We start from the raw sequence: 26,504 nt of genomic DNA on the forward strand, positions 1-26,504 counted from the left end.
TCCTGTGCGATCGGGCGCAATCGCGCGCAATCGGGCGCGTGTACGACGCCACGCATGGAGGCATGTGAATGGGCGCAACATCAAGCAGCGGTCAGCCGGACGCATTGATTCGTTTCGAAGGCATCGGCAAGACCTTCGGCCGGGTACGTGCGCTGGCCGACATCGACTTCGCGTTCATGCGCGGAGAATGCGTCGGCATTGCCGGACATAACGGCGCCGGCAAATCCACGCTAATGGCGGTGCTGGCGGGCGTGTATGCGCCGACGCAGGGACGCATTGCCGTGGACGGACAAGCGGCGCCGCATTACGACGCGAACGCCGCGCGCGATGCGGGCGTGCGGTGCGTGTTCCAGGAGTTGTCGCTGTGCGCGAACCTGACGGTCGCCGAAAACATGGCGATCGTGCATCCGCAATTGCGCGGGCGCGGCTGGCGCCGCAAGGCAACCGCGCTGATGCGCGAGAAGCTCGAAGAAATTTTTCCCGGCAATGGGCTCAAGGGCAACGAACTGGTTTCCGATCTGACGCTCACGCAACAGCAGATGGTGGAAATCGCGCGCGGCTTTACCGTGACCGATGCGCCAGTGCGCCTCGTGATTCTCGACGAGCCGACGTCGTCGCTCGACGCGCATACGGCCGAGCAACTGCTCGCATTTGTGCGGCGCGCGGCGCAATCCGGAATCACATGCGTGCTGATCACGCACATGCTGGGCGAAATCGAGCGCGTCGCGGATCGTGTGGTCGTGATGCGCGACGGCGCAATTGTCGGCGTGCTGCCGCGCGAGGCGGTGAGTCGCGCGGCGATCATCCAGGCGATGGGCCAGCAGCTCGAAGCTGACAAGACGCCTTCTGCCGCGCGTGTGCGCGAGGCAAGCGGCGACGGGCGCGCTTTTCGCTGGAATGTCAGCCCGCATAAGCGGACCTTGATCGAAGCATCGCGCGGCGAGATCGTCGGCTTTGCAGGGCTCGCCGGCCAGGGGCAAACGCAAGCGCTGCTGTCGATCTACGAGGCCGCCACGCGTCACGGAGCGGGGCGCACGAAGGTCGCTTTCGTCGCTGGCGACCGCGGTCGCGACGGCGTGTTTCCGGTCTGGTCGATCGCGCAGAACCTCGACGTGCGCTGGCTTTTCGGCGGCCCGAAGTCGAGGCGCGGCCTCGTCGATCGGTCGGCCGCGCGCGCGCTCGTCGAAGCATGGCGCGCGAAGATCGGCATACGCGGCGCGCCGATGAGCGCGGGCATTCTGTCGCTCTCCGGCGGCAATCAGCAGAAAGTGCTGTTCGCACGCGCGCTCGCGTCGGACGCAGTGCTGATCCTGATGGACGATCCCACGCGCGGCGTGGATGTCGGCACCAAGCGCGACATCTACCAGCTCGTTCATGACGAAGCGCAAAAGGGCCGCACCTTCATCTGGTACACGACAGAAAACGAAGAACTGTCGCATTGCGACCGCACCTATGTATTCCGCTCGGCCGCCGTCACGCGGGTGCTCAAGGCCGACGAATGCACGGAAGAAGCACTGCTTGCAGCAAGCTTCGAGGAGCAGGCCGCATGACGCCCGCGCGCTCGTCCATCCAGAGCACGCAGGCCCGCCTGCGCGCGTTGCTTCCCGCGATCTCGCTGATCGCGGTGCTTGTGCCGATTCTCATCATGCAGCCCGCGGTGATGAGTTATTTCGGTTCGAGTCTGCTGCTCAATCTGGCGGTGCCGATCGTGCTCGCGACGCTCGCGCAGCTCGCGATCATCACCGTGAACGACCTAGACCTGTCGATCGGTTCTTTCGTTAGTCTGGTGGCGTGCATCGGCGCGACGCTGCTCGTGAAGGAGCCTTGGCTCGGCGTGCTCGCGCTGATCGGCTGCGTGCTCGCGTATGCGGCAGTCGGCGCACTGATCGAACTGCGGCAGATCCCGTCGATCGTGGTCACGCTCGGTCTGTCGTTCGTATGGAGCGGCCTTGCGATCGTGCTGCTGCCTTCGCCGGGCGGCACGAGTCCCAACTGGCTCGGCGCGGCGATGAACTATCAGACGCCGTTCGTCGCGGCGCCGATCGTGTGGTCGGTGCTGGTCGCGATCGTCGGGCACGTGCTGCTGATGCGCACCTCGGCCGGCGTGCGGATACGCGGCGCGGGCGGCAATCCGCGCGCGATGCGCCGCTTCGGCTGGTCGCTGGTGCGCAGCAAGGCGACACTGTATGGCATCGCGGGCATTTTCGGCGTGCTGTCGGGTCTGTCGCTGCTCGGCCTCACGACTTCTGCCGACGCGAATCTCGCGCTGCGCTACACGTTGCTGTCCATCGCGGCGGTGATACTTGGCGGCGGCGAATTCATCGGCGGGCGCGTGTCGGTGATCGGCGCGGTGCTCGGTGCCATTACGCTGACGCTCGCGGCGTCGTTCCTCGCCTTCCTCAATATACCGGCGGACTGGCAGGTCGGCATGCAGGGCGCGATCCTGGTCGTCGTGCTGTCGCTGCGCGTGCTGCTGCAACGCGGGGAGCGCCAATGAAATCGCAAACTTCCGGCAGGGCAATCGGTGCAGACCCAACCGCGTGGTCGCGCTTGCGCAGCGTTCAGGCGCCGTGGGCGTGGTCGTTCGTGGGCGCGGTGCTGGTGTGGTTCGGCATCGTCGGCGTGTTCGGCTTCGGCATTGCCAGCAACGTCGCGCAGACGGCGCTCACCTATGGCGTGTTCATGGTGCTCGTCGGTCTCGGGCAGATGCTCGTTATTACGTCGGGCGTCGGCAACATCGACCTGTCGGTGCCGTCGACCATCGCGCTCGCAGGCGTGATCGGCATGCACGTAATGGGCGGAGCGAACGGGCGGATCGTGCTGGGTGTCGCGGCCGCGCTAGGTGTCGGTGCCGCGGTGGGCCTCGCGAACTACATGCTGATCAGACTGCTGCGCATTCCGCCGATCATCGCGACGCTGTCCTCCAGTTTCATCATCCAGTCGATCGCGATCACCCAAGGGCGGCAGCTTCCGCCACCGCCGCCCGCGCTCGGCGCGTTCGCGACCAGCCGTTTTCTGAACGTGCCGTATATCGCGCTTCTTGCGTTTGCGTTGTCGGCCGCGCTGGCTGTGTTGCTGCATCGCGCGGTATATGGCCGCAAGCTGTCGGCGATCGGACAGAACGCGCGGGCTGCGTGGCTCGCGGGCGTCGACGTGCATCGCACGCGCTGCCTCGCGTACCTGCTGTGCTCGATGATCGCCGCGCTCACGGCACTTCTGCTCGCGGCGACCTCGGGCGGAGCCTCGCTCGACATGGGCGTCGAGTACATGCTGATCTCGATCGCCGTGGTCGTGATCGGCGGCACGCTGGTCGCGGGCGGCAAGGCGACGATCGTCGGCGTGTGGGGCGCGTCGATGTTTCTGTTTCTCACGAACGCCGCGCTCAACGCGCTCGGCGCCGATGCGGGCGTACGCTCCATTGTCTATGGCGTGCTGATTATCGCGGTGACGGTTGCGGCCGGCGGCAAGACCATGCGGTGAAGAGGTGCGGGCCGCAGTTCGGATTCACATCAAGAACGAGAGGGGACATGAAATCCAGCGACTACGAAGTGCATGATGCGCGTTTCAGGCTGCTGCTTCAGCCCAATGCATTCCTGAGCCGCCTGACAGACGAATGCCTGTGGGCCGAAGGGCCGGTTTATTTCCCGGCGACAGACCTGCTCATCTGGAGCGACATACCCAACAACCGCATGCTGCGCTGGGCGCCGGGAATGGGCGTGGGCGTATTCCGCGCGCCGTCGAACTACAGCAACGGCAACACGCGCGACCGCGAGGGCCGGCTCATCACTTGCGAGCACGGCGGGCGGCGCGTGACGCGCACTGAACACGATGGCAGCGTAACCGTGCTCGCGTCGCACTTCGAGGGCAAGCGGCTGAATTCGCCGAACGATGTGATCGTTGATTCGAACGGCGGCATCTGGTTCACGGACCCCGACTACGGCATCTTGAGCGACTACGAAGGATATCGCGCAGAGAGCGAGATCGGCCGCTGCAACGTGTACCGCATTGCGCCGGACAGCACGCGGGTGGAACTGGTCAGCGACGACTTCGTGAAGCCAAACGGTCTTGCATTGTCGCCGGACGAATCGCGCCTTTATATCGCGGATTCCGGCGCGTCGCACGACGACACGGCGCCGCGCCATATCCGCGTGTTCGACGTTGCGGGCGAGGGCCGTTTGCGCAACGGGCGCGTTTTCATCGAGATGCAAAGCGGCGTGCCGGACGGCATGCGCGTCGACGAGCACGGCAACGTGTGGACGAGCGCCGAAGACGGCGTGCATTGCTATGCGCCGGACGGAACTCTGCTCGGCAAGATCCTGATTCCGGAGGTGGTCGCGAATCTCACGTTCGGCGGTATCAACCGCAATCGGCTGTTTATCGCGGCGACCTCGTCGGTCTATTCGCTTCACGTCGGTGTGCGCGGCGCGGGGCGCTGAAACATCCCAACATTACAACATCAAAATCCGGAGACGAAATATGAAGATGACAGCAATCGCGGTGGCGCTGTGCCTCGCCACGGCATCGGCGGGCGCATCGGCGCAGGTCGCAACCGGCGATACGTCGTCGATGAAGATCGCGCTGTCGAACAATTATGCGGGCAACAGCTGGCGCCAGCAGATGCTCAAGAGCTGGTCGAACGTCGCGGATCCGGCGGTGAAACAGAAGATCGTTGCGGCCGCACCCAGCTTCACGACGGCTGAAAGCCAGGCCACCGAACAGGTCCAGCAGATCCAGAATCTGGTGCTGCAAGGCTACAAGGCGATTGCAGTCGATGCGGTCTCGCCCACCGCGCTCAACGGTGTCATCAAGCAGGCGTGCGGTGCGGGCGTGACAGTCGTGTCGTTCGACGGGATCGCGACCGAACCCTGCGCATACCGCATCGCGGTCGATTTTCAGGGCATGGGCCGCATGCAGGTCGATTATCTGGCGAAGCGTTTGAACGGCAAGGGCAACCTGCTGGAGATCCGCGGGCTCGCAGGTGTCTCGGTGGACGACGAGATTCATCAGGGCATCGTGGACCAGCTGAAGAAATATCCGGGGCTGAAGATCGTCGGCTCGGTACATGGCGACTGGACGCAGACCGTCGCGCAAAAACAGGTGGCGGGCATTTTGCCGACGTTGCCGAAGATCGACGGCGTTCTCACCCAGGGCGGCGACGGCTTCGGCGCCGCGCAGGCGATCAAGGCTGCCGGACGGCCGACACCGATCATCATTCTCGGCAACCGTCAGGAAGAGCTTGCATGGTGGGCCGATCAGAAGAAGAGCGGCTACGAGACGATGTCGGTGACGATTCCGCCGGGTGCGTCGACGTTCGCGTTCTGGGTCACGCAGCAGATCCTCGCCGGCAAGAAAGTGCCGCACGATATCCGCATGCCGGTGCTTGAAGTCAAACCTGATGAACTCGATGCGGTGCTCGCGAGGACACCGGCTGGTGCGCTCGCGAACAAGGAGTACTCGCGCGATGAAGTGGTCGCGGTAGTCGATGGGAAGAAGTGAGCGCAAGCGGGTGAGCGCAAGCGGGTGAGCGCAAGCGGGTGAGCGCAAGGTGAGTCGCATGAGCCAGCAGATCGCGAGTCGTCGCCGCTCGTGGCGCCGCGATCTGCCGCATGCTTTCGAAACGATGGCAGCCTCCATGCCCCAATCTTTGGACAAGAACAGCGGGCCTCGACCGCCCGGGGTCACACGACGCTTAAGCGACCGGTTCGCTTACAGCTTGTGAGTTACCTTGGGAGTTGCCGTGCGACTCGCCTTCGGGCTCGCGATAAGCCGCAAACTTCGAGGTCTTGCCAATGCCCGGATTGAAGCAATTGCACGGATCGAGCTTCTGATAGAACGCGGCAAGCTCGGGCTTCGCCTCGTACAGGTGCCCCACGTTATGCTCCGCCGGATATTCGGCGCCGCGAGCGTCGAGCAATTCGAGCATTTCGTGTTCGAGCGCCATGCAGTCGTGCCCCTTCATGACAATGTAGTCCTGATGGAACACGTGACACAGAAAGTGTCCGTAATACAGCTTCAGCGTAATGGCCCGCTCGATCTTTTGCGGCAAATGCTCGAACCAGTCGCGATCGTTTCTTCTTAGCGCAATGTCGAGCGCAACGATATCTTCGACTTCCCGGTGATGCACCGCGCGATACCGAACGGCCGCGCTCGCCGCCGCGAAGCGATGCAGGAACGCTTTGCGGCCTTCTTCGTCCGTGCATTCAAAATACGCGCCGTTTGCATCGGCGAAACGTTCCGCGAGAAAAGCCCGCGCCTCGTGAATGCCCGCCGCCGGCACCTTAAGCATCAGATGATGCTCGTAGCGGTCCCGATACTCCTTGAGCCGCGCAGGCAGATGATCTGGCAGCAACTTGCCTAGCCATTGCAGCATGCGGTCGGTGAAATGCTTCGGCATGAAACTCAGGCGTTCGAACCACGTGTCGCAACGCGTCTTCAGGCTGAAGAACATCGGCAGTCGTTCGGTGCCGAACCGGTCAATGATGACAAACAGATCCTTGCCGTACTTCTTCGCCACATCGAATGCATCGCGATGCATGTACTCGCCTGCAATGGGCAGATACTCGAAGTTCGCGAGCGCATGGCGGCGAATATCGGTGAGCACGCCCGTGTCGTTTGTGCCGATGTAGAAGACCTTTGCGCCGCTCTCGGCAGCGAACGTGTCGAGACGCACGGCGAAGGTCATGACCTTGCCCGCGGAACCGGACGCCTCGAACAGACGGCGCGGATCGGCGTTAAAGCGCGCGGGTGTCGAAGCATCCACATCGCGCACATGGGTCGCGTATTCGCGGTCGGACGCGGCTGCGCCCGCGCTTACGTCGCCGGGGTCGAACGTGCCGTTCTCGATGCGTGTCAGCACGTCCTTAGGCGACTCGCCCAGTTCTATGCCGAGATGATTCACAAGCCGCAAGGTGCCGGTCGCATCGACGGCCGCGAACAGCGCCATCTCCGTATAAGCCGGCCCGCGATGCACGAGCGAGCCGCCCGAATTGTTGCTGATGCCACCCAGCACCGATGCGCCAATGCACGATGAGCCGATCACCGAATGCGGCTCGCGCCCGAGCGGCTTTAACGTGCGTTCCAGCTGATCGAGCGTCGTGCCGCCGATGCACACGACCTGCCTGCCGCCGTCGAGCAGATGAATGCGCTTGATGCGAGTCGTGCTGACGATGACGATATCGCGATCGTAGTCATCTCCGGCGGGTGTCGAACCGCCGGTCAGTCCCGTGTTCGATGCCTGCGTAATGACGATGACACGCGCCGCGACGCATGCGCAGAGCGCCTGCCATTGCTCGTACAGGGTGCCCGGACGAACCACGGCTAGCACGCGCCCCGTGCCGAAGCGGTAACCCGTGCGATAGCGGCGCGTTTGCGCATCGCCGGTCAGCAAGTGGCTCGCACCGACGATCTCGCGCAGTGAGGTTAGCAAAGCAGTGTCGGACATGATGCCCTCGAACCTTGGGTGAGTCGTACCCGATCTAAATGGGACTTTTGTGCGGCTTATGTGTGGCTTATGTGCGGCTTATGTGCGGCTTATGGGCGACTCATATGCCAGTTAAACGCGGCTCTGCCGAGTCGGCGTCGGCGGCGCGGAGCGCGCGACGCCGCGTTGCATCAGCGTGAGAACGGCGCCCACGAACAGCGCGAACGCGACGAACAGGAGACCCGCGTTCGTGCTGTGCGTGACATCCTTCATCCAGCCGATGATCGACGGGCTCACGAAGCCAGCAAGGTTGCCGACGGAGTTGATCATTGCGATGCCCGCGGCCGCGGCCGTCCCCGACAGCACGCTGCTCGGATAGGTCCAGAAGACGGGCATCATCGAGAGGACGCCGGCGGTTGCGGCCGACAGCGTAATCAGCACCAGCACGAGGTTGTCCGTGTACAGGGTGCTCGCATAGAAGCCGATTGCAGCAGCAATGGCAGCCGTCGCCAGATGCCAGCGCCGCTCGCGACGTTCGTCCGAGCTTTTCGCGACCCGCACCATCGACACGATGGCGACCGCGTAAGGCACGGCGCTCAGCAGCCCGACAGCGAATGCGTCCTTGACGCCCGCGGCCTTGACGAGCGTCGGCAGATAGAAGCTCACGCCGTAGAGGCCCATCATGCAGCAGAAGTAGATCGCCGCCAGATGCCACACGCGACCATTCGAGACCACAGCCTTCAGCGAATGATCGGCGTTCACATTGCCATCGCGGGCGAGATTGGCTTCGAGAAGCTTCTTCTGCGATTCGTCCAGCCACGATGCAGCGCGAATGCCGTTAGGCAGCAAAAACAGCACGAGAACGCCGAGCACGAGCGATGGTGCCGCTTCGATCAGATAGAGCCATTGCCAGTTCGACATGCCATGCACGCCGTTGAACACCTGCATGATCCAGCCCGACAGCGGACCGCCCACGACGCCTGCCACCGGAATGCCGATCATGAACAGCGCGTTCATGCGGCCGCGCCGGCTTGACGGATACCAGTAGGTCAGATACAGCACGATGCCGGGAAAGAAACCCGCTTCCGCCACGCCCAGCAAAAAGCGCACGAGATAGAACATGGCGGGCGTTTTGACGAACAGCGATGCCGCCGATACTACCGCCCACGTCATCATGATGCGGCTGATCCACACCCGGGCGCCCACGCGATGCAAAAGCACGTTGCTCGGCACCTCGAACAGGAAATAGCCGATGAAAAAAATGCCCGCGCCAAGGCCGTACACGGACTCGCTGAACTTGAGGTCGCTCAGCATCTGCAGCTTCGCGAAACCCACGTTCACGCGGTCCAGATACGCCGCGACATAGCAGATGAAAAGAAACGGAAGCAGACGCCAGGTCACTTTTGCGTACGTGGCGTTCTCGAAACCGGCGGAGGATGCCGGGCTGAGGGGCGGGTTCATCGACTGTCTCCTGATGCGTGCGGCCTGTTGCCGCTACTGACTGAATGTCGCGCATTGTTCCGCGTCAGCGGGAAACTGTCGATATGCCAAAGTACTGGTCCGACCAGTTTGTTTTGCCGTGCCAGCCTGCCATACAGCTGAGGAAACTACTATTGCCAGCCGTTCAGGCGCAGCGTGGCTCGCACGAGACGCTGCTCTTCTCCGTCTATTTCGCGCAGACAGGCGGTGGTCGTGGCGATATGCGAGCTCGCCGCGCGCCGCGCCTGCTCGGGCTGTTTGCCGGTGACGGCCTTGTAGAGCCGCGCATGCTGGCGGTCGATGACGCGCTTTTCCGCCGTGCGGTGATAGAGGTTGTTGACCGATGCGAAGACCGAACTCAGCAGCAGGTCCGTGAGGGATGTCAGGGTATGCACCAGCACCGGATTGTGCGAGGCCTCGCAGATCGCGAGATGGAACGCGTAGTCGAGTCGCGCGCGCCTGGTTTCGCCGATGTCAGGGTTGTTGTTCGCCGCGAGCATCTCTTCATAGCGCCGGGTGATCAGCGCGTAGTCGGCCTGGGTGCCACGCAGCGCGGCAAGCCGTGCGGATTCGGCCTCCAGCATCTCGCGCACTTCGAAGATGTCGTAGAGCGTGCGCGGCTGCGATCCGAGCAGATGCATCATCGGCGAAAGCGCGGGTTGCGAGGTCAGCGCCGCGACGAACGAGCCGCGCCCGTGCGACGTTTCGATAATCTTGCGCGCGCGCAGCACCTTCAGTCCCTCGCGCAGCGCGGAGCGCGATACGCCGAGCTTGACTGTCAGGCGGCGCTCGGATGGCAGCGCTTGACCCGGCTTGAGCACGCCGTCGACGATCAGGCTTTCGATGCGCGCGGCCACCACGTCGGCCACCTGCGAGCCGGATTCCGTATCGTCCCTTTCCATGCGCCCCTCTACTGGTCGGACCACTGTCGGATCATACTAGCGCGCGAGGAAGGATGATGGCAAGGCAGGACGGGCAGGGGCCAGAGGATGTTTTCGGCAAGCCGCTCCGCGTGGAGCGCGGCGCTCGTCGTCCCGCGAGCGATGTAACGGCCGCCTCGGCCGCGTCCTGCAACGGTGCCGACCGACTGCAATGGGACGCTTGGCGCGACGCCTACGTGGGTTCGGCAGAGAAGGTGTACGGCACGGGCATTGCCAACAGCCACGCGTTGTCAGCCCGCCTGCGCAGAGCCGCGCTTGGCGAACTGTGCAGTACCGGCTGCCCGCATGCCTTAAATCTCCAGCACTCCCGCCGCCATAAACCCGCCGTCTACCGGCAGCGTCTGTCCGTTCACGTAAGAAGCGCGTTCCGAGCACAGGAAGGCGACGACCGAGGCGATCTCGTCCGGCACGCCATAGCGTCCGGCGGGCACCGCGCGCGTGTAGTTCTCGCGCGCCACCTGCGAATGAAGATCGAGCGTCATCGGCGTGTCCACCGGGCCGGGGGCAATGCCGTTGGTCGTAATGCCATACTCGGCGAGTTCAATGGCCATCTGCCGCGTGAGACCGATCACCGCTGCCTTCGACGTGCCATACGCGGTACGCCCCATGCTCGCGCGCAGTCCGCTGACCGACGCAATATTCACGATGCGCCCCCAGCCGGCCTGGCGCATGAGCCGGGCGGCACGCTGGCCGCACAACATCGGCCCGGTTACATTGACGTCGAATACCTTGCGCCAATGCTCGACCGGATAATCGATAAACGGAAAGGTCTTCGCAATGCCTGCGTTGTTCACGAGAATGTCGCAGCGGCCAAACTGCCCGTCAATCGCTGCGAACGCCTCGTCGATCGACGAGGCATCCGAGACGTCGAGCCGCACCGCGTACGCCTCGCGACCGGCCGCGCACAGCGAGCCGGCCAGATCGTTCGCCGAATGAGTATTGATATCGCCGACGAAGACAATGTGCCCAGCCTCGGCGAGTTGTTGCGAGATCGCCGCGCCGATGCCGGCGCCCCCGCCGGTCACGAGGGCGACGCGCGGATGGGCGGGAAGGGAGCGGTCACGGCGGAAGGTTTCGATATTCTGATTCACTGCGCACTCTCGAATGAATGATTGGAGACGAAACGAAAGACTGTAGATAGATGATCGGAACGGCGAACACGACAATGTGTAAAGCTGTTGGCCCGGTTGCGTTCGTATCGGCGCTCTATCGCTTCACTTCAGGAACCCGATCGACAGCCAGGGCACGAACGCGACCACTACGAGCGCGATAAGCAGCGCGCCGAGATAGCCCCACACGCGGCTTACCACACGGTCCGGAGACACCTTGCCGATTGCGCAGGCGGCATAGAAGCCGACGCCCATCGGCGGTGCGAAGAGGCCGAGCCCCATCGAAAGAATCACGACCATCGCGTAGTGCACGTCGTGTATGCCGAGCGCCCGCGCAACGGGAAAGAGCAGCGGGCCGAACAGCACGATCGCGGGTATTCCTTCGAGCACGCTGCCAAGCACGACGAACACCACGATCGACACCGCCAGGAACGCGTGGGGCCCGCCCGGCATGTGTTCCATCGCGGTCACAAGCGACGCCGAGAAGCCCGATTGCGTGAGCGCCCACGCCATCGCGGTGGCAAGGCCGATGATCAGCAGGATGGCGCCGGAAAGACTTGCGGTATCGAGCAGCAGCGAGTAGAGGCGCTGCCATTTGATCCGTCGTCCGAACAGATGCAGCAGCACCCCTGCAATCAGCGTGTATGCAATGCCGATGGTGGACACTTCGGTCGCCGTCGCGGCGCCTTCGATCACCACTGCGCGGATCAGCATTGGCAGCGCGAGTGCGGGAAGCGCAATCACGAAGGTCCTCAGGATTGTGCGCAGAGGCGCGCGTGTCGTGTTGCCGGCCGGCTCGTGCCGCGCGCGGCGCCAGCAGACGAAGCCGATCGCGATAGTGGCAACCACCGCGGGCATGATGCCGCCGACAAACAGCGCGGTGATCGATACGCCGCATACCGCGCCGATCGTGATCAGCACGAGGCTTGGCGGAATCGTCTCGGTCATCGCTCCTGTCGAAGAGAGGAGCGCGACCAGTTCTTCCGGCTTGGCCCCGCGCCGCTGCATCTCGGGAAAGAGCGCGGGCGCGATGGCGGCCATGTCCGCCGCTTTGGCGCCCGATATGCCCGACACCAGAAACATCGCGCCGAGCAACACGTATTGCAGGCCGCCGCGCACGTGACCGAGCAGTGCGGCCATGAAATCGATCAGGCAGCGCGCGAGTCCGCTCAACTCCAGCAGCGCGCCGAGCAGCACGAAGAGCGGCACGGACAGCAGCACGAGATTCGCCATGCCTTCGTCCATCCGGCTCACCACGATACCGAGCGGCGCATGCGTCATCAGAACCAGATATGCAAGTGTCGCGGTGCCGAAGCTGAACGCAATCGGCACGCCGCCCGCCACGCACAGACCCACCAGCACGACGAAGAACACGATCAGGTTGAGATTGCCGAGCCCGAGCAGAGCCGGCTGCGCGAACCACAGCACGGCGGCGATCGTTCCCGCGGTGAGGAGCGCGCCGCCGAACTGCGCGGGCGTCACATTGCGGGCGATACGCGCGATTGCGGCGATCAGCATCAGGACCGCGCCCACGGGCAGCGCGGCGCAGCGCCAGCCGTCGGGCAACTGCAGCGCGGGCGTGCTGACGGGCATTTGCAGGTTCATGTGTTCGACCGCCGGCGCGATGATGAGACCGACGAACGCGCACACGGTCAGCGCGCTGACCGCTTCCAGCCAGCCACGCCATTTGTCCGGCAAGCGCGAAACGATTGCCGTGAGCCGCATATGTTCGCCGCGGTGCAACGCGAGTACGGCGCCGAGCATTGCGAGCCAACTGAACAGGATAGAAGCGAGTTCGTCGGACCAGATGAGAGGCCGGTTCAGCCCGTAGCGAAAGATCACGCCGCACAGCAGGATCACGGTCTCCGCAACCACGAGGCAGGCCGCCACCGCGCCGACCCCGTGCATTACCCAATCGACTGCCAGCGCGACGCCGCGCGGAAGCCAGCCGTCGTTTTCCAGTTTCTTCGTTAAGGTCAGATGCATGAGCGTCAGGCGAGCTTGCCGGTGTATTTTTCGAGGGCGGTCCATGCGTCGTCGCCAAACTTTTTGTGCCAGTCGGCGTAGAAGCCGGTAGCGGTCAACTGTTTGCGAAACGCGTTCATGTCGACGTCGTTGAATTGCAGACCCCTGGACTTGAGCTCCGGCATCAACGACGCGTTCAGCTTTGCGACGTCCGCGCGTTCCTGCACCGCGGCGTCGTTGATCGCATTGCGAACGATGGCCTGCAGGTCCTTGGGCAGCCGCTCGAATGACTGCTTGTTGGCGAGGAACCAGAAGCCGTCCCACATGTGATTGGTGAGCGAACAGTACTTCTGCACTTCATAGAGCTTGGCGGCGGTAATGGTCGCAAGCGGATTCTCCTGGCCCTCGACCACCCGCGTTTGCAGCGACGAATACACCTCTGAAAAGTTGATGCTGGCCGGCGATGCGCCGAGCGACTGGAACATCGACGTCCAGATTGGGCTCATCGGCACACGCAGCTTGATGCCCTTCAGGTCGTCCGGCACATGGATCGACCGGTTGCTCGTGGTCGTTTGCCGGTAACCGTTGTCCCAGATCTTTTCGAACGCGAACACGGACGTCTTTGCGATCTCCTGGCGCACGCGCGCGCCGAGCGCACCGTCGAGCGCGCCCCATACCTGGTCGTAGTCCTTGAACGCAAAGCCCACGCCGGTAATCTGCGCCGCCGGCACGAGCGTACCGAGAATCAGCGGCGACAGCGTGAAGTAGTCGATTGCGCCGGAGCGCACCTGCGAGAGCATGTCGGTGTCGCTGCCCAACTGGTTATTCGAATACACCTGGAAGTCGACGCGCCCTTTGCTCTCCGAAGCAATGCGCGCTGCTGCCTGCTTCGCGCGCACATTCATGGGATGAGTGGCGGGCAGGTTGTTCGCATACTTCAAGGTGAACTCGGCCGCGTGCGCGCTGCGGCCATGCAGGCCGGCAAACGAGGCAGCGGCGGCAAGAGAGGCGCACTTGAGAAAGTCGCGCCGGGAAGTAACGCTCATCGTCTGTCTCCTGAGTTTTATGTTCGCCGCATCGAGGCGGCGCTCAGCTAAAAGCAAGAGCGGTGCCATTTTTTGCAACCCGCGCCAGCACTGACATCGAATGCGCGCATTGGGGTTTTTGCCAGGCGTCGGATGGCGCGTCCACGCATTCATGTGTTTAGCGCATGCGACACCTGTCGCATGCTTTGGTCGGTCGGCGTTGCGGTTAGCAGGCGCATTGCCGGGGGCGCATGAAGCGCGCATGAACGGTCATACGAGCGGCCCGGTCTTGCCAGGCAAGGGTCGATGGACCCCGACCGACGCTGTTGTGGCTGCCGAGGGCAATGACCGGCAGGCGATATAACCGCATTGGCCTGGCTCTTGCATTGAGTGGCGCCATTCTCAAGCGAAGGAGTGGTATCTAATGCAACCGACCATCATCGGATGGAGTCATCTGCCGTTCGGCAAGCTGGATGCGATCGACATAGAACGCATGATCGCCGACAGCGCGCGAGGGGCGATCGAACATGCAGGCATAGGAGCCGGCCAGATAGATTCGATTCACGTGGGCACATTCAACGGGGGCTTCGTCTATCAGGACTTTCCGTCGGCTCTGGTCTTCAATTCGATTCCCGAATTGCGTTACACGTCGACTGTGCGCTGCGAAAACGCGTGCTCGACCGGATCGGCGGCAGTGTATTCCGCCCTCGACGCGATCCGCGCGGGCCGCTCGGCATGCGCGCTCGTGATCGGCTACGAGAAGATGACGGGTCTGCCGACCGCCGAAGTCGGCAAGGTGCTGCAAAAGTGCTCGTATGCGTCGGAAGAGGCAGATGTGCCAGGCGGTTTCGCGGGCATCTTCGGCCGCCTCGCGCAGACCTATTTCGACCGCTACGGCGATCAATCGGACGCACTGGCGGCGATCGCCGCGAAAAACCATCGCAACGGCGTAGCGAACCCGTATGCGCATATGCGGCGCGATTTCGGCTACGACTTCTGCCGTACTGCGTCGGAGAAAAACCCGTTCGTGGCCGGACCGTTAAAGCGCACCGACTGCTCGATGATTTCCGACGGCGCGGCCGCAATGATCATTGCTTCGCCGGAACTTGCGCGAAGCGCGCGGCATGCTGTCGAATTTCGCGCGACGGTGCAGGTGAGCGACTATTTGCCGTTGTCGCGCCGCGATCCAATCGCGTTCGATGGCGCGCGCCTCGCGTGGAAGCGCGGCCTCGCGCAGGCGGGCATGACCCTTCGCGATCTGTCGCTGGTGGAAACGCACGACTGCTTCACGATTGCCGAGTTGATCGAATACGAAGCGATGGGCCTCGCCGAGCCGGGCCAGGGCGCGAGCGTGATTCTCGACGGCGTGACAACGAAGGAAGGACGCTTGCCGGTCAATCCGTCGGGCGGGTTGAAGGCGAAGGGCCACCCGGTCGGCGCCACCGGTGTATCCATGCACGTGATGGCGGCCATGCAGGTGACCGGCCAGGCCGGCGACATGCAGATTGCGGATGCGCGCACGGCCGGGGTGTTCAACATGGGCGGCGCGGCGGTGACGAATTACCTGAGCATTCTCGAAGCACGCCGCTAAAGCCAGGCCCCGCGCGAACGATGCAATGCGCGCCGCGTCCCTTCTTTTTCTTCAAAGCACTTGCGTATGCTAACCACCGTCATGAATCTCGGGAATCTGCTCACTGATGCAGCCCGACGCCACGCCGATCAGCCCGGCTTTATCCACGCCGGGCGCAGCATGAGTTGGCACGAAATCAATACGCGCGTCGATTCGGTCGCGCATGGTCTGAGCCGTCTTGGTGTGGGCAAGGGCGACCGGATCCTCGTTCATTCGCGCAACAACATCGCGTTGTTCGAGAGTGCGTGGGTCGCGTTCAAGCTCGGCGCGGTGTGGGTGCCGACCAATTGCCGGATCACCGCTACGGAGGCGGCCTATCTCGGCGAATCGAGCGGCGCGAAGGTCATGATCTACGAAGCCGGTTTCGACGCACATGTCGATGCAGTGCATGCGGCTTCAACGGAGCTCAAGCACGTCGTCGCGATCGGCAAACCCCGCGTGGGCGAACTCGACTACGAGATGCTCGCGCGGCAGATGAACGCGCCGCCGTTCGCCGCTGTGGATGTGGATCGCGACGATCCGCTATGGTTTTTCTATACATCCGGCACGACCGGGCGGCCCAAAGCGGGTGTGCTCACGCATGGGCAGATGGCCTTTGTGCTGACCAGCCATATTGCCGATCTGATGCCGGGGCTCACGCACGAGTCGCGCTCGCTGGTGGTCGCGCCGCTGTCGCACGGCGCTGGGATTCACGCGATGGTCAACGTCGCGCGCGCGGCGGCCAGCGTGTTGCCGGCATCCGAGAAGCTGGATCCAGAAGAAGCATGGGCACTTGTCGAGAAGTACCAGGTCGACAACATGTTCACGGTCCCCACCATCGTCAAGATGCTGACGGAGCATGAATCGGTGAGCCGCTACGACCACAGTTCGTTGAAGTACGTGATCTATGCGGGCGCGCCAATGTATCGCGAGGACCAGAAACACGCGCTGCGTACGCTTGGCAACGTGCTGGTTCAGTACTACGGACTTGGCGAGGTAACGGGAAATATCACTGTGCTGCCGGCGTCGCTGCATCGCGCGGACGACGACAGCGCCGACGCTCGCGTGGGCACCTGCGGCTATGCGCGCACCGGCATGGAGATAGGCATTCTCGACGACGAGGGGCATCGGCTGTCGGCTGGCGCAAGCGGGGAAATCTGCGTGCGCGGACCGGCGGTGTTCATCGGCTACTACAACAATCCGGAGGCGAACGCGAAAGCTTTCAGATATGGCTGGTTCCACACCGGAGATCTGGGCCATCTCGACGAAGAAGGCTTCCTGTACATCACCGGACGTTCGTCGGACATGTACATCTCCGGCGGCTCGAACGTCTATCCACGCGAGGTCGAAGAGGCCATCCTGACTCACAAGGCCGTGCAGGAAGTGGCGGTGGTCGGCATGCCCGATGCGAAGTGGGGCGAAATTGGCGTGGCGGTGGTCGTGCTGCGCGAAGGCTGGGCGCTCGAGGAAGAAGCACTGCTCGCGCATCTCGAACCGCATCTTGCACGCTACAAGTGGCCGAGGCGCTGCGTGTTCTGGGAAGCGTTGCCCAAGTCCGCGTACGGAAAAATCGTCAAGAAGGATATCAAGCTGATGCTCGCAGCGCCGCAGGAAACGGCCGCCTGAAACGACATCGCACGGACACAGCGCGATATCACGCGATACAACGCAAAACAACGCGCACGTGCTGCCCGCGCGCCCGTTGCCGCCAGCGGCTGCCCCGGTTCGCCAAAGCAGGCACGCCGCATTTACTGACGAGGAGTCGATATGTTGAAACGCCGCAAGCTGGGAACGCAGGGTCTGGAAGTGTCCGAGCTGGGTCTCGGATGCATGGGAATGAGCTTCGCCTATGGTCCCGCGGACGAGGGGCAATCGCTGCGCACGCTGGATCGCGCACTCGAACTTGGCTGCGACTTTTACGATACCGCCGAGGTGTATGGTCCTTTCGAAAACGAGAAGCTGCTCGCGCGCGCGTTCGAAGGGCGGCGCCGTCGCATCAAGCTTGCGACCAAGTTCGGCTTTCGCATCGACAACGGCAAGATCGTCGGCACCGATAGCCGGCCCGCGCATATCCGCGAGGTGGTCGACGCCAGCTTGCTCCGGTTGAACACCGACTATATCGATCTGCTCTATCAACATCGGGTCGATCCAGAAGTGCCGATCGAGGACGTGGCCGGCACGGTCGGCGATCTGGTGAAGGAAGGCAAGGTGCTGTATTTCGGTTTGTCGGAAGCGGGGCCGCGCACGTTGCGGCGCGCGCATGCGGTACACCCCGTCAGTGCGCTGCAAAGCGAATATTCGCTGTGGGAGCGCGACATAGAAGCAGAGATCCTGCCGTGTCTGCGCGAACTGGGTATCGGGCTGGTGCCGTTCGCGCCGCTCGGCCGCGGTTTCTTGACGGGCTCGGCGCGGCGCGCGGAAGACTTTCCGGAAGGCGATACCCGGCGGACCTCCGATCCGCGTCTGCAGGGGGCGAACTTCGACGCGAACATGCGCCTTGCCGGTGTGCTGAAAGATCTTGCTGCCGAAGCAGGCTGCACGCCCGCGCAACTGGCGCTCGTGTGGTCGCTCTCGCGGGGCACCGACATCGTGCCGATCCCCGGCACGCGACGCGTGGAAAATCTGGAGCAGAACCTGGCAGCGGCTTCGCTAAAGGTCGAGCCTTCGTTGCTCGCGCAACTGAATGACGCGTTGCCGCGCGGGGCCACTGTCGGCCCGCGTTACACCGCGGCAATGGAGCGGATGGTGGATCGCTGAAAGACCGAGGCCCCGTCAGCGCGGCGTGCCGGATTGACGGTCCATGCAAGGCTCGCCGCAATCAGCGCGGCTTGCTCAGGCATAAAAAGCGGACGGCACCACGCCGAAATGCCGCTTGAACATCGCGGCGAACGCGCTCTGGCTCGTGTAGCCATGATCCATGGCGACCGCGATGATCTTCTCGCCGTGGGCGAGGCGCTTTAGCGCGAGCAGCAACCGCGCCTGCTGGCGCCAACGGCCGAACGTGATGCCGGTTTCGCGCTGGAACCAGCGGTGGAAGGTTTTCTCCGACACATCGAGTGTGGCCGCCCACGCGGAAATGGTGCGATTGTCGTCGGGAGCGGCGAGCAGGCTGTCGCACACCGCGCGCAGCCGACGATCGGTCGGCCACGGCAGATACAACGGCAGCAACGGCACCGCGTTGAGTTCCGCCAGCAACAACTGCATCAGATGATCGTCGCGCGAACCCGTGCGGTAATCCTGTGGCACGTCGATCGCCGCGAGGATCAACTCGCGCAGCAACGGATGCACTTCGACCACGCAACTGCGAGTGGGCAAGTGCGCGGCCGCGCCCGGTTCGACGAACACGGTGCGCATTTTCACGTCCCCGCTCATCTGCACCGAATGATCGATTTCCGGTTCGAGCCACACGCCTCGCGTGGGCGGCACCACCCACGAGCCGGTGGCCGATTCGACCTGCATGACTCCTTCGATTGCATACAGCAACTGGGCGCGCCGGTGACGATGCGCGGCGATCACCGTGCCATGCGGATACCAGGCGGCCATTGCCGAGACCGGCATGGGCGTGCTTTCGAACGGCACATGTGCGCCGGGCTCGGCAGGTGTGTCCGGGTGACGTCTGGCCGGCGGGGTAGTGCGTGCGTTCATTCGTGGTGGCGTGCCTGCATGAAGTCGCGCATTTGACCGTTTCGCGACAGGTGAAGGCTCTTTGGCGTTAGACAGACCCTCTGTGCGAGCGCACGATTCAGTTCAACCGATGCAGCCGGTTTCAACTGAATTTCAATCATCGTGACTCAGAGCTCGTTATGAAGAGATCGTATTTCCTGTTTCCTTTTTTGGCAATCCTGCTGTGGGCCGGCAACGTGATCGTGTCGAAGCTGTCCGCGCACACGATCGATCCGTCTGCGATCACCTTTTATCGGCTGCTGTTGGCCGTTGCGCTCATGAGCCTGTTCACGCTCAGGCCGGCCTGGCGCAACCGCGCGGCAATCGTGCCGCAATTGCCGAAGCTCGCACTGCTCGGTTTTCTCGCCATGGCCTTGTTCCAAAGCCTTTCGTACGAAGCGGCAAAGACGACCACGGCAACCAACATGTCGATCATCACCGCACTCGTGCCGCTGATGACGATGGTCGCGAGCACCTTGCTGCTCGGCGAAGCGCCGAGCGCCGGCATGGTGGGCGGCGGGATTCTGTCGCTGCTCGGCGTCGTGTATCTGATCACGCAGGGCCGTCCTTCGATGCTGCTCGCCAACGGCGTGCATCTCGGCGATCTGCTGATGATCTTCGCGTCGCTCGCCTATGCGCTCTACGGCGTACTGCTCAAACGCTGGCACGTCGGTCTGCCGTCGTGGCAATCCACTTATCTGCAGGCTCTGTTCGCGCTGCTGTTCATGCTGCCGCTGCTGCTGCGCCTGCCGGCCGCCGAGGCGGTGCCGACCCGCGCCAGCGTGCCGCTGATCCTGTATGCCGGCGTGCTCGCTTCCGTGGTGCTTCCGTATTTGTGGATGCAAGGCGTCAAGCATCTGGGTCCCAACCGCTGTTCACTGTTCATGAACGTATTGCCGATCGCCACCGCGCTGATAGCCATCGTCATGCTCGGGGAGACCTTGCACGCATATCACGTGCTCGGCGGCGGCACGGCGTTGCTCGGCGTGTTTGTCGCACAACGCTTCAAGCGGCCGGCCCCAGCCATCGGTGCGGTAAGCGAATGACCGCGCACGAACAACCGGCACTCACCATGCATATCGATACTGACGATTCACTGGAGCGTCACGCGCTCGCTCTGTTCAAACGGCTCGACCGGCTTGCCGTGCTGGTGGAAGCGGCGCTCGGCACTGCGTCGAACGACGAACCCGACTGGCGCCGCGCCATCGCGTTCCGCTGGCAACGCAGCCCTGGTCCGTTTGGCGCCGCGCAATTGCAAGCGGTCACCGATCCCGCCTTGATCGCATTCAGCGAACTGTGCAATGTCGAGCGTCAGGCAGAAGTAGTCCGGCAGAACACGCGGCAGTTCGTGATGGGCTATCCGGCCAACAACGTGTTGCTGACGGGCGCACGCGGCACCGGCAAGTCGTCGCTGGTCAAAGCGTGCCTGCATGCCTTTGCGCCGGAGGGACTGCGGCTTATCGAAGCCGGCAAGGAATCGCTCAACGATCTGCCCGCCATCATCGATCGCGTGCGGCATCGGCCAGAGCGTTTCATCGTGTTTTGCGACGACCTGTCGTTCGAATCCGGCGAGACCGGCTACAAGGGACTCAAGACTGTGCTCGACGGTTCGGTGGCCGGGCATTCGAGCAACGTGCTGATCTACGCAACGTCGAATCGCCGTCACCTGCTGGCTGAAAATGCGAGCGACAACAATGGCTACACGGTGGCGGAAAACGGTGAGCTGCATCCCGGCGATGCGGTCGAAGAAAAGATTTCGCTGTCCGAGCGTTTCGGAATCTGGCTGACGTTCTACGCGTTCACACAGGACGAATATCTCGACGTGGTCGCGCAACGGCTAACCACACTCGGCTTCACGGCGGCGCAAATCGATGCCGCGCAGCAGCCGGCGTTGCAATGGGCGCTTGCGCGTGGCGCGCGCTCGGGCCGCATCGCGATGCAATTCGCGCAGGACTACGCGGGACGTCTCGCGTGTACCGAACGGGAAGCGGTGTCCGCGGCGAGTGGGGCTCCTGGCGCCCTGAAAAAGGGCCGACGCGTCTAATGCGTCTGATAGGCGCGCGCGACGCGTCTGAGCGTGTCGCCGGCGACGGGCGAGGGACCGGATGGGTTTTCGTGGGGGCTGTGAGGGCGCTGTAAGGCGCGGTGAGAGGGGGCGTGAGAGCGGGACGTCTGCGACCAACGACAATACGCAGACGTCCCCATGTCCCGCTCGCGCTATCCGTGGTCTGCCATCAACCGTGGTCTGCCATCAACATATCGCAGCCCAGGTCGCGCACATGCGGAATGCGAAACTGCCGCAGCTTGCGATAGAGCGATGCACGGCAAATGCCCAGCTCGCGGGATGCGGCCGAGATGTTCCAGCGGCTCGCCGATAGCGCTCGCAGAATGTTGTCGCGCTCGCTCGGCGCAGTGACCGGCAGGCGCGCGATGTCGGCGTGCGGCGCCCCGTGAGCACCGCGCGTCGCGTACGGCATATCGTTTGCCGCGACTGCGTGGGGCACGTCATCGGGTGTCGCGTACGAAGGCGGCGCTGCCTGCAAGGTCCCGTGAAGCGAAACACGCGGCTCGCGACGAATGCCGAGGCCTTTGCCCGGTTGCACGTTCGCGGGAAGATCGCATGCGCGGATCAGCTCGCCGCTTTTCACCGCGCACGCATACTGGATCGCAGCGCGCATCTGGCGAAGGTTGCCCGGCCAGTTGCAGTGCAGCAGCATCTCGCGCGCTTCGCTGTCGACATTGGCCTCGAGCGTGAGACCAGGCGCTTCGCGTTCGAGGATCGATTGCAGCAGCCACGCGCGGTCGTGACGTTCGCGCACTGGGGGCAGGTGAATGATGCCGACCGCGATCCGGTAATACAGGTCCTCGCGAAACGTGCCGGCTTCCACGCGCGACTCGATGTTCTGGTGCGTCGCGCAAATCAGTTGCAGGTCGACGGCAATCGGCTCGGCGGAGCCGATCGGCGTGACTTCGCGTTCAGACAGTGCGCGCAGCAGACGGGTCTGCTGCGCGGCGGGCATATCGCCGATCTCGTCGAGAAACAACGTGCCGCGATGCGCGAGCACGACCTTGCCCTTCATCCCGCTCGACAGTGCACCGGAGAAAGCGCCGCGGGTATAACCGAAGAGTTCGCTTTCGATCAGGTTCTCGGGAATCGAGCCGCAATTTACCGAGACCATCGACGCATGCCGCCGGCTGCTGTAGTCATGCAGCGCACGGGCGAGATATTCCTTGCCCGTGCCGGTTTCGCCGAGAATCAGAATGGGTAACTGCCGGTCGATGAGAAGGCGGGCGCGCGACAGCACCGCGAGCATCGTGGCGTCGTTGCCGCATAGCCGGCCAAGGGGAAGCGCTGCTGAATGAGGTGAGTCTGCACGGGCGCGGTCCAACGGGTCGTGGGCGGTCATAGCATCTCTCTTTATCGATTTAGGTGGCAGGATCGGCCCGGCTTGTGGCCCGGCGAATCGCAAAAGCTGCCAGTGGTTTGTCTCCGAACCCAAGCATAGTGCGATTCATTAATAGTCTCCAATACATTATGATGCGACGACTGATACGGCTGCGGTATAAGTCCACGGAAAATCTTCAGCCCGTATCCGCCACTGCATTTCCGCTGTCTTCCATTCACTGCTGGCATACGTCGCGTACTCGGGGCAGCTACACATGGAGCTCAGGCAATTACGCTATTTCGTCGTACTCGCGGAGACCTTGCACTTCGGTCGCGCGGCCGCTTTGCTGCATATTTCGCAGCCGCCGCTGTCGCGGCAGATCGCATTGCTCGAAGCCGAACTGGGCGTGGTGCTGTTCGATCGCACGCGCCGCAGCGTGCGGCTGTCGGCGGCGGGGCAGCGTTTCTATCGCGATGCAAAGACGGTGATGGCCACTGTAGATCAGGCCCGAGGTCATGCGCGCGCCGCCGACCTTGGCGAAGAAGGCACGCTGATGGCGGGCTTCATGTTCGCTGCCGCCTATAGCATCGTGCCGGTACTCACGCGCGCCTATGCATCGGCGTTTCCGCGTGTCGAACTGAAACTGAGCGAGAGCATTCCCACCACGCTCGTGGCGGACATCCGCAGCGGCAAGGCCGACGTCGGCATCATGTATCCGTCGGACTCGGCGGTGGAGCTGGAGACCCGCACCATCTTCAGCGAGCAACTGGTCGCGGTGCTGCCCGAAGGACATCGGCTCACCACGCGGGCGGCAATTTCGGTTTCCGAGTTGCGCGACGAATGGTTCATCATCTCGCCGCATGCGGCGTCGCCTTTCATCTACAACACCATTGTCGAGCACTGCCGTCGCTCGGGGTTTACGCCGCGTATCCGGCTCGAAACGAATTTTCAGCAGACCATTGTGAACCTTGTCGCCCAAGGGCTGGGTGTCGCGCTCGTGCATAGCTCGATGCGCAGCACTCACGCGGACAACGTCAAGTTCATGCCGCTCATGCATGCGCCGTATGTCGACGTCGCCTTGGTGTGGAGTCCCGATACACTCAATCCGTGCGTGGCGCGCTTCGTCGATATTGCCGCGCAAATGGGACTCGCGGGCACGCGGCGCGACGCGACGGTGTAGTCACCTGTCGCTCATCGCGCGACAGGTGTCATGTGGGCGGAAAACTGCGCGTACGCTGTCAGCCCTGCTGCGCTGGCTGTGGGACGCGGCCCTGTAAATGGCATCGAAGTTGCTATTTAGAATCTTCCAAACCACCTGACCTCCCCCATGACGTCAAAGACAGAAGCTTTCCGCCATCCGGGCGCAGCCGCTTATCCGCGGGTGCTCGCTTCGGTAGTGCGGAAGCCGCGCGAACTGCGCGTTGAAATACCCAGCGGACGCAACGCCGGCACAGTGCTGCGCGAGTTGATGCAGCGCCACGGTTTTCATGGCGCGAGCGGCCGCATCTGCAGCGGCAGTGCGCGTGCGCTGCAATATCACGTCGTCGTGAGGGCCGCGGAAGGCGAGCGTCCTTATGTGTACGGCAGTCCCACGATCGAAAGCGGCGAAGTGTCGTTGCTGCACGGCGCAGTGACGATTGGCAAGAGCCGCGGCGGCAGCGTGGCGCTACATTGTCACGGCGCGTTCGTTGGCGGGGACGGCCGGCTGCATGGCGGGCACGTCATTCTCGATCGTCTGGAAGTGGGCGGCGAAGCGCTGGTGCTGCGGCTATGCGCGTTCGCGCGCGGCGGCTTCACGCAGTATGTGGACGAAGAGACGCTGTACACGCTGTTCGGTCCGAGCGGGGAGGACACCGTATGACACCGCTATCCAGTTCGTCTCCGGCGTCTTCATTGTCTTCTTCGTCACCGTTGGCCGAGGTCAGACTCGAGGCGGGGCACTACGGCCGCACCGTGATTGCACGTTTGAAGCCAAACGAGGACATCGTCGAATCGCTCGAGCGCTTGTGCGGCCAGTATGGAATCGGCCGGGCCGTGGTGCGCAGCGCGGTCGGCAGTCTGATCGACGGCCATCTTGCGAGCGGCTCGGGTGTCGCGTCGTCGGCGCAAGTGGTGAAGGGGCCGGGCGTCGAGATCGTCGGGCTGTTCGGCGAGGTTTCAGGCGTGCCGGTTGACGGCGCCCCCTCAGGGGCCTCCGAACTCACCGCGATTCTTTCCGGCACCGACAGCCAGGTATTCGCTGGAAGAGTTGTGCGAGGAATGAACCTCTCGTTCATTACCGTCGAGGTGACGCTGCAGGAGTGGATTCCGGATGCGGCGGGCCTTGTGGATGATGTTTGACGGAGCACGTGAGGGGTGGTTGTAGAGGTGAAGGCGTGATTGCGTTGCTACGCAAGCGCCTTTGCAGAGCGAAAGAGAGGCAGCTCGAGAGGCTGCCCTTCTTCCTGGCGGCTTTTTATGCCGCTTTTTTATTGTCGCTTTCTTATCGTCCCTTCCTATTGCCGGCCGCCGCGCGGTTCTTTGCGCGTAAAGCCGCGATGTGATGCATGGTCAGCTTTCGTTTTCAGGTCCAGGTTGCTTCGCTGAGCCGTTCGTCGCTTAACGGCTTGCCGCCGATGCTATCGCCCAGACGCGCGGCCACGATCCGCCCCAGCGTTTCAATGCCGCGCTGGATCTGCGAAGGTGTCGCCGTAGTGAAAGACAGCCGCAGCGTGTTCTGCTGCGGTCTCGTTGCAAAAAACGCCGCGCCGGGCACGAAGGCCACGCCGGCCTGCATTGCGTCGTCGAACAGTTCCTGCGCGTCGAGTTGCACGGGCAGCGTGACCCACAGGAACATGCCGCCTTCCGGCCGGCTCCACGTGACGCCGCTCGGCATATGCATCGCGAGGCTGCGCAGCATGACCGCGCACTGCTCCCGATAGCGCAGCCGCAACTGCTGCAGATGCGGTTCCAGGAAGCCCTGCGTGAACACCTGATGCGCGATGCGCTGCGTCAGTCCGGCGGTGTGCAGGTCGCTTGCCTGCTTCGCCTGTACCAGCTTGACCATCAGGTCATCCGGCGCGATCACGTAGCCTACACGCAGGCCAGGCGCAAGAATCTTCGAAAACGACCCGAGATAGACGACGGCGTCGGGCGCCATCGAGCGGATCGACGGCAAGGCGCTGCCTTCGTAGACCAGCTCGCCGTAGGGATCGTCTTCGACCACCAGCAAGCCGGTTTCGATGGCCAGTTGCGCGAGCGTCCGGCGTCGCGCGAGTGACAGACGCCGTCCGGTAGGATTCTGGAAATTTGGTTGCGTGTACAACAGGGTTGCGCCGCGCAATTGCCCCGGAACCAGAAGCTCGGGGACCAGGCCGCCGGTGTCGCTCGCCGCCTGTTCAAAACACGGCTCGTACTGGGAGAAAGCCTGCACGGCGCCCAGATACGTCGGCGTTTCGACGAGCACGCGGCTACCTGGGTCGATCAGCACGCGCGCGACCAGGTCGAGCGCCTGCTGCGAGCCTGTGGTGATCAGCACTTGCGACGCGCGTACCGGCGAGCCGCCCTGCGTAAAGCGCTCGGCGATTGCCTCGCGCAATGGCGTATAGCCCTCCGAGGGTCCATATTGCAGTGTGCCGATCGCATCGTCGGTGAGAATGCGCTGCGCGACTTCGGCGACGCGCGCAAGCGGCAACGCATCGGGCGACGGCAGGCCGCCCGCGAACGAGATCATCTCGGGGCGCTCAGTCACCTTGAGGAGTTCCCTGAGCGCGGAATGTTTCATTTGCTGCGCACGTCTGGCCAGTTTCCAGCGGCCGGCTCGTGGGGTGTGTTTATCCATGGCTTCGGGCTCGAGATCGGAGGTAAGGTAGGGCGGGCAAGAAAGGTTTCGGCAAGCGTTCTGATGACCGTGGCGAAGGCGCCTTCG

Annotated in this window: 23 protein-coding genes; 14 read left to right on the top strand and 9 right to left on the bottom strand. The window is 63.3% G+C overall.

Annotated elements, in window-relative coordinates; genetic code table 11:
• The first annotated feature begins 68 nt into the window (after positions 1–68).
• From F757_RS0104615 to F757_RS0104635, 5 genes are read left to right on the top strand one after another with little or no spacing between them, the layout of a single operon-like run.
• Entirely contained in the window at positions 69–1,550 is a 1,482-nt protein-coding gene (locus F757_RS0104615; RefSeq protein WP_027210386.1) for a sugar ABC transporter ATP-binding protein, read from the top strand.
• Positions 1,547–2,497, top strand: a complete 951-nt coding sequence (locus F757_RS0104620; protein WP_027210387.1) for an ABC transporter permease — start codon at positions 1,547–1,549, stop codon at positions 2,495–2,497. The genes F757_RS0104615 and F757_RS0104620 overlap by 4 nt, the downstream gene beginning before the upstream one ends.
• Positions 2,494–3,480: an ABC transporter permease gene (locus tag F757_RS0104625; RefSeq protein WP_027210388.1), complete on the top strand. Its 987-nt coding sequence runs from the start codon at positions 2,494–2,496 to the stop codon at positions 3,478–3,480. The genes F757_RS0104620 and F757_RS0104625 overlap by 4 nt, the downstream gene beginning before the upstream one ends.
• 47 nt (positions 3,481–3,527) lie before the next feature.
• Entirely contained in the window at positions 3,528–4,436 is a 909-nt protein-coding gene (locus tag F757_RS0104630) for an SMP-30/gluconolactonase/LRE family protein (protein ID WP_027210389.1), read from the top strand.
• 40 nt (positions 4,437–4,476) lie between these two features.
• On the top strand, positions 4,477–5,496 hold the full coding sequence (locus F757_RS0104635; RefSeq protein WP_027210390.1) for an ABC transporter substrate-binding protein: 1,020 nt from the start codon (positions 4,477–4,479) through the stop codon (positions 5,494–5,496).
• A gap of 193 nt (positions 5,497–5,689) precedes the next feature.
• Here the strand turns inward: F757_RS0104635 and dld are convergent, their stop codons facing one another.
• The 6 genes from dld to F757_RS0104665 all read right to left on the bottom strand — a co-directional run bounded on the left by dld (position 5,690) and on the right by F757_RS0104665 (position 13,960).
• The gene (gene dld / locus F757_RS0104640; RefSeq protein WP_027210391.1) at positions 5,690–7,441 is read right to left on the bottom strand and encodes a D-lactate dehydrogenase; all 1,752 of its coding nucleotides are present in this window, start codon (positions 7,439–7,441) and stop codon (positions 5,690–5,692) included.
• A 111-nt stretch (positions 7,442–7,552) separates the two neighbouring features.
• Positions 7,553–8,881 carry an MFS transporter gene (locus F757_RS0104645; RefSeq protein ID WP_027210392.1) on the bottom strand — a complete coding sequence of 443 codons (1,329 nt, stop codon included), beginning with the start codon at positions 8,879–8,881 and terminating at the stop codon, positions 7,553–7,555.
• Positions 8,882–9,030: 149 nt separating this feature from the next.
• The gene (gene glcC, locus F757_RS0104650) at positions 9,031–9,801 is read right to left on the bottom strand and encodes a transcriptional regulator GlcC (protein WP_027210393.1); all 771 of its coding nucleotides are present in this window, start codon (positions 9,799–9,801) and stop codon (positions 9,031–9,033) included.
• Between the two features lie 329 nt (positions 9,802–10,130).
• Positions 10,131–10,931 carry an SDR family NAD(P)-dependent oxidoreductase gene (locus F757_RS0104655; protein ID WP_027210394.1) on the bottom strand — a complete coding sequence of 267 codons (801 nt, stop codon included), beginning with the start codon at positions 10,929–10,931 and terminating at the stop codon, positions 10,131–10,133.
• A gap of 123 nt (positions 10,932–11,054) precedes the next feature.
• Entirely contained in the window at positions 11,055–12,935 is a 1,881-nt protein-coding gene (locus F757_RS0104660; RefSeq protein ID WP_027210395.1) for a TRAP transporter large permease, read from the bottom strand.
• A 5-nt stretch (positions 12,936–12,940) separates the two neighbouring features.
• Positions 12,941–13,960 carry a TRAP transporter substrate-binding protein gene (locus F757_RS0104665; RefSeq protein ID WP_027210396.1) on the bottom strand — a complete coding sequence of 340 codons (1,020 nt, stop codon included), beginning with the start codon at positions 13,958–13,960 and terminating at the stop codon, positions 12,941–12,943.
• Between the two features lie 403 nt (positions 13,961–14,363).
• Here F757_RS0104665 and F757_RS0104670 point away from each other — a divergent pair, with 403 nt between their 5' ends.
• The 3 genes from F757_RS0104670 to F757_RS0104680 all read left to right on the top strand — a co-directional run bounded on the left by F757_RS0104670 (position 14,364) and on the right by F757_RS0104680 (position 18,305).
• Positions 14,364–15,530 carry an acetyl-CoA acetyltransferase gene (locus tag F757_RS0104670; RefSeq protein WP_027210397.1) on the top strand — a complete coding sequence of 389 codons (1,167 nt, stop codon included), beginning with the start codon at positions 14,364–14,366 and terminating at the stop codon, positions 15,528–15,530.
• A 66-nt stretch (positions 15,531–15,596) separates the two neighbouring features.
• Positions 15,597–17,174, top strand: a complete 1,578-nt coding sequence (locus F757_RS0104675) for an acyl-CoA synthetase (RefSeq protein WP_027210398.1) — start codon at positions 15,597–15,599, stop codon at positions 17,172–17,174.
• 141 nt (positions 17,175–17,315) lie between these two features.
• Positions 17,316–18,305 carry an aldo/keto reductase gene (locus F757_RS0104680; RefSeq protein WP_027210399.1) on the top strand — a complete coding sequence of 330 codons (990 nt, stop codon included), beginning with the start codon at positions 17,316–17,318 and terminating at the stop codon, positions 18,303–18,305.
• Between the two features lie 75 nt (positions 18,306–18,380).
• Here F757_RS0104680 and F757_RS0104685 read toward each other — a convergent pair whose 3' ends face one another.
• A complete protein-coding gene (locus F757_RS0104685) occupies positions 18,381–19,193 on the bottom strand; it encodes an AraC family transcriptional regulator (protein WP_198021342.1) in 813 nt (270 codons plus the stop codon).
• Between the two features lie 158 nt (positions 19,194–19,351).
• Between F757_RS0104685 and F757_RS32955 the strand changes: the two genes are divergently transcribed.
• Together F757_RS32955 and F757_RS32960 are read left to right on the top strand one after the other, a co-directional pair.
• Entirely contained in the window at positions 19,352–20,257 is a 906-nt protein-coding gene (locus F757_RS32955) for a DMT family transporter (protein WP_035466273.1), read from the top strand.
• A gap of 26 nt (positions 20,258–20,283) precedes the next feature.
• Positions 20,284–21,255, top strand: coding sequence for an ATP-binding protein (locus tag F757_RS32960; RefSeq protein WP_051376681.1), 972 nt, complete (start codon positions 20,284–20,286; stop codon positions 21,253–21,255).
• 190 nt (positions 21,256–21,445) lie between these two features.
• Here F757_RS32960 and F757_RS0104700 read toward each other — a convergent pair whose 3' ends face one another.
• Positions 21,446–22,618, bottom strand: a complete 1,173-nt coding sequence (locus tag F757_RS0104700) for a sigma-54-dependent Fis family transcriptional regulator (protein ID WP_027210401.1) — start codon at positions 22,616–22,618, stop codon at positions 21,446–21,448.
• A 253-nt stretch (positions 22,619–22,871) separates the two neighbouring features.
• On the opposite strand from F757_RS0104700, the gene F757_RS0104705 reads away from it, so the two are divergent.
• From F757_RS0104705 to F757_RS36055, 4 genes are all read left to right on the top strand, one after another.
• The gene (locus F757_RS0104705; RefSeq protein WP_027210402.1) at positions 22,872–23,777 is read left to right on the top strand and encodes a LysR family transcriptional regulator; all 906 of its coding nucleotides are present in this window, start codon (positions 22,872–22,874) and stop codon (positions 23,775–23,777) included.
• Between the two features lie 147 nt (positions 23,778–23,924).
• Positions 23,925–24,458, top strand: coding sequence for a PCC domain-containing protein (locus tag F757_RS32965; protein WP_051376668.1), 534 nt, complete (start codon positions 23,925–23,927; stop codon positions 24,456–24,458).
• A 32-nt stretch (positions 24,459–24,490) separates the two neighbouring features.
• A complete protein-coding gene (locus tag F757_RS0104715; protein ID WP_332258127.1) occupies positions 24,491–24,937 on the top strand; it encodes a PPC domain-containing DNA-binding protein in 447 nt (148 codons plus the stop codon).
• Positions 24,938–24,972: 35 nt separating this feature from the next.
• Positions 24,973–25,140 (top strand): hypothetical protein, encoded by a 168-nt coding sequence (locus F757_RS36055; protein WP_198021343.1) that lies wholly within the window; start codon positions 24,973–24,975, stop codon positions 25,138–25,140.
• 20 nt (positions 25,141–25,160) lie between these two features.
• On the opposite strand, the gene F757_RS0104720 is transcribed toward F757_RS36055, so the two are convergent.
• Positions 25,161–26,417, bottom strand: a complete 1,257-nt coding sequence (locus F757_RS0104720) for an aminotransferase-like domain-containing protein (RefSeq protein WP_027210404.1) — start codon at positions 26,415–26,417, stop codon at positions 25,161–25,163.
• Between the last annotated feature and the right edge of the window lie 87 nt (positions 26,418–26,504).

Origin of the sequence: Burkholderia sp. WSM2232, from assembly GCF_000472545.1 — a bacterium.
Classification (GTDB): domain Bacteria; phylum Pseudomonadota; class Gammaproteobacteria; order Burkholderiales; family Burkholderiaceae; genus Paraburkholderia.

Excerpts from the sequence above, each read along its gene's own strand:
- F757_RS0104615 (WP_027210386.1), top strand. The coding sequence starts at position 69 with ATGGGCGCAACATCAAGCAGCGGTCAGCCGGACGCATTGATTCGTTTC.
- F757_RS0104620 (WP_027210387.1), top strand. The coding sequence starts at position 1,547 with ATGACGCCCGCGCGCTCGTCCATCCAGAGCACGCAGGCCCGCCTGCGC.
- F757_RS0104625 (WP_027210388.1), top strand. The coding sequence starts at position 2,494 with ATGAAATCGCAAACTTCCGGCAGGGCAATCGGTGCAGACCCAACCGCG.
- F757_RS0104630 (WP_027210389.1), top strand. The coding sequence starts at position 3,528 with ATGAAATCCAGCGACTACGAAGTGCATGATGCGCGTTTCAGGCTGCTG.
- F757_RS0104635 (WP_027210390.1), top strand. The coding sequence starts at position 4,477 with ATGAAGATGACAGCAATCGCGGTGGCGCTGTGCCTCGCCACGGCATCG.
- dld (WP_027210391.1), bottom strand. The coding sequence starts at position 7,441 with ATGTCCGACACTGCTTTGCTAACCTCACTGCGCGAGATCGTCGGTGCG.
- F757_RS0104645 (WP_027210392.1), bottom strand. The coding sequence starts at position 8,881 with ATGAACCCGCCCCTCAGCCCGGCATCCTCCGCCGGTTTCGAGAACGCC.
- glcC (WP_027210393.1), bottom strand. The coding sequence starts at position 9,801 with ATGGAAAGGGACGATACGGAATCCGGCTCGCAGGTGGCCGACGTGGTG.
- F757_RS0104660 (WP_027210395.1), bottom strand. The coding sequence starts at position 12,935 with ATGCATCTGACCTTAACGAAGAAACTGGAAAACGACGGCTGGCTTCCG.
- F757_RS0104665 (WP_027210396.1), bottom strand. The coding sequence starts at position 13,960 with ATGAGCGTTACTTCCCGGCGCGACTTTCTCAAGTGCGCCTCTCTTGCC.
- F757_RS0104670 (WP_027210397.1), top strand. The coding sequence starts at position 14,364 with ATGCAACCGACCATCATCGGATGGAGTCATCTGCCGTTCGGCAAGCTG.
- F757_RS0104675 (WP_027210398.1), top strand. The coding sequence starts at position 15,597 with ATGCTAACCACCGTCATGAATCTCGGGAATCTGCTCACTGATGCAGCC.
- F757_RS0104680 (WP_027210399.1), top strand. The coding sequence starts at position 17,316 with ATGTTGAAACGCCGCAAGCTGGGAACGCAGGGTCTGGAAGTGTCCGAG.
- F757_RS0104685 (WP_198021342.1), bottom strand. The coding sequence starts at position 19,193 with ATGAACGCACGCACTACCCCGCCGGCCAGACGTCACCCGGACACACCT.
- F757_RS32955 (WP_035466273.1), top strand. The coding sequence starts at position 19,352 with ATGAAGAGATCGTATTTCCTGTTTCCTTTTTTGGCAATCCTGCTGTGG.
- F757_RS32960 (WP_051376681.1), top strand. The coding sequence starts at position 20,284 with ATGCATATCGATACTGACGATTCACTGGAGCGTCACGCGCTCGCTCTG.
- F757_RS0104700 (WP_027210401.1), bottom strand. The coding sequence starts at position 22,618 with ATGACCGCCCACGACCCGTTGGACCGCGCCCGTGCAGACTCACCTCAT.
- F757_RS0104705 (WP_027210402.1), top strand. The coding sequence starts at position 22,872 with ATGGAGCTCAGGCAATTACGCTATTTCGTCGTACTCGCGGAGACCTTG.
- F757_RS32965 (WP_051376668.1), top strand. The coding sequence starts at position 23,925 with ATGACGTCAAAGACAGAAGCTTTCCGCCATCCGGGCGCAGCCGCTTAT.
- F757_RS0104720 (WP_027210404.1), bottom strand. The coding sequence starts at position 26,417 with ATGGATAAACACACCCCACGAGCCGGCCGCTGGAAACTGGCCAGACGT.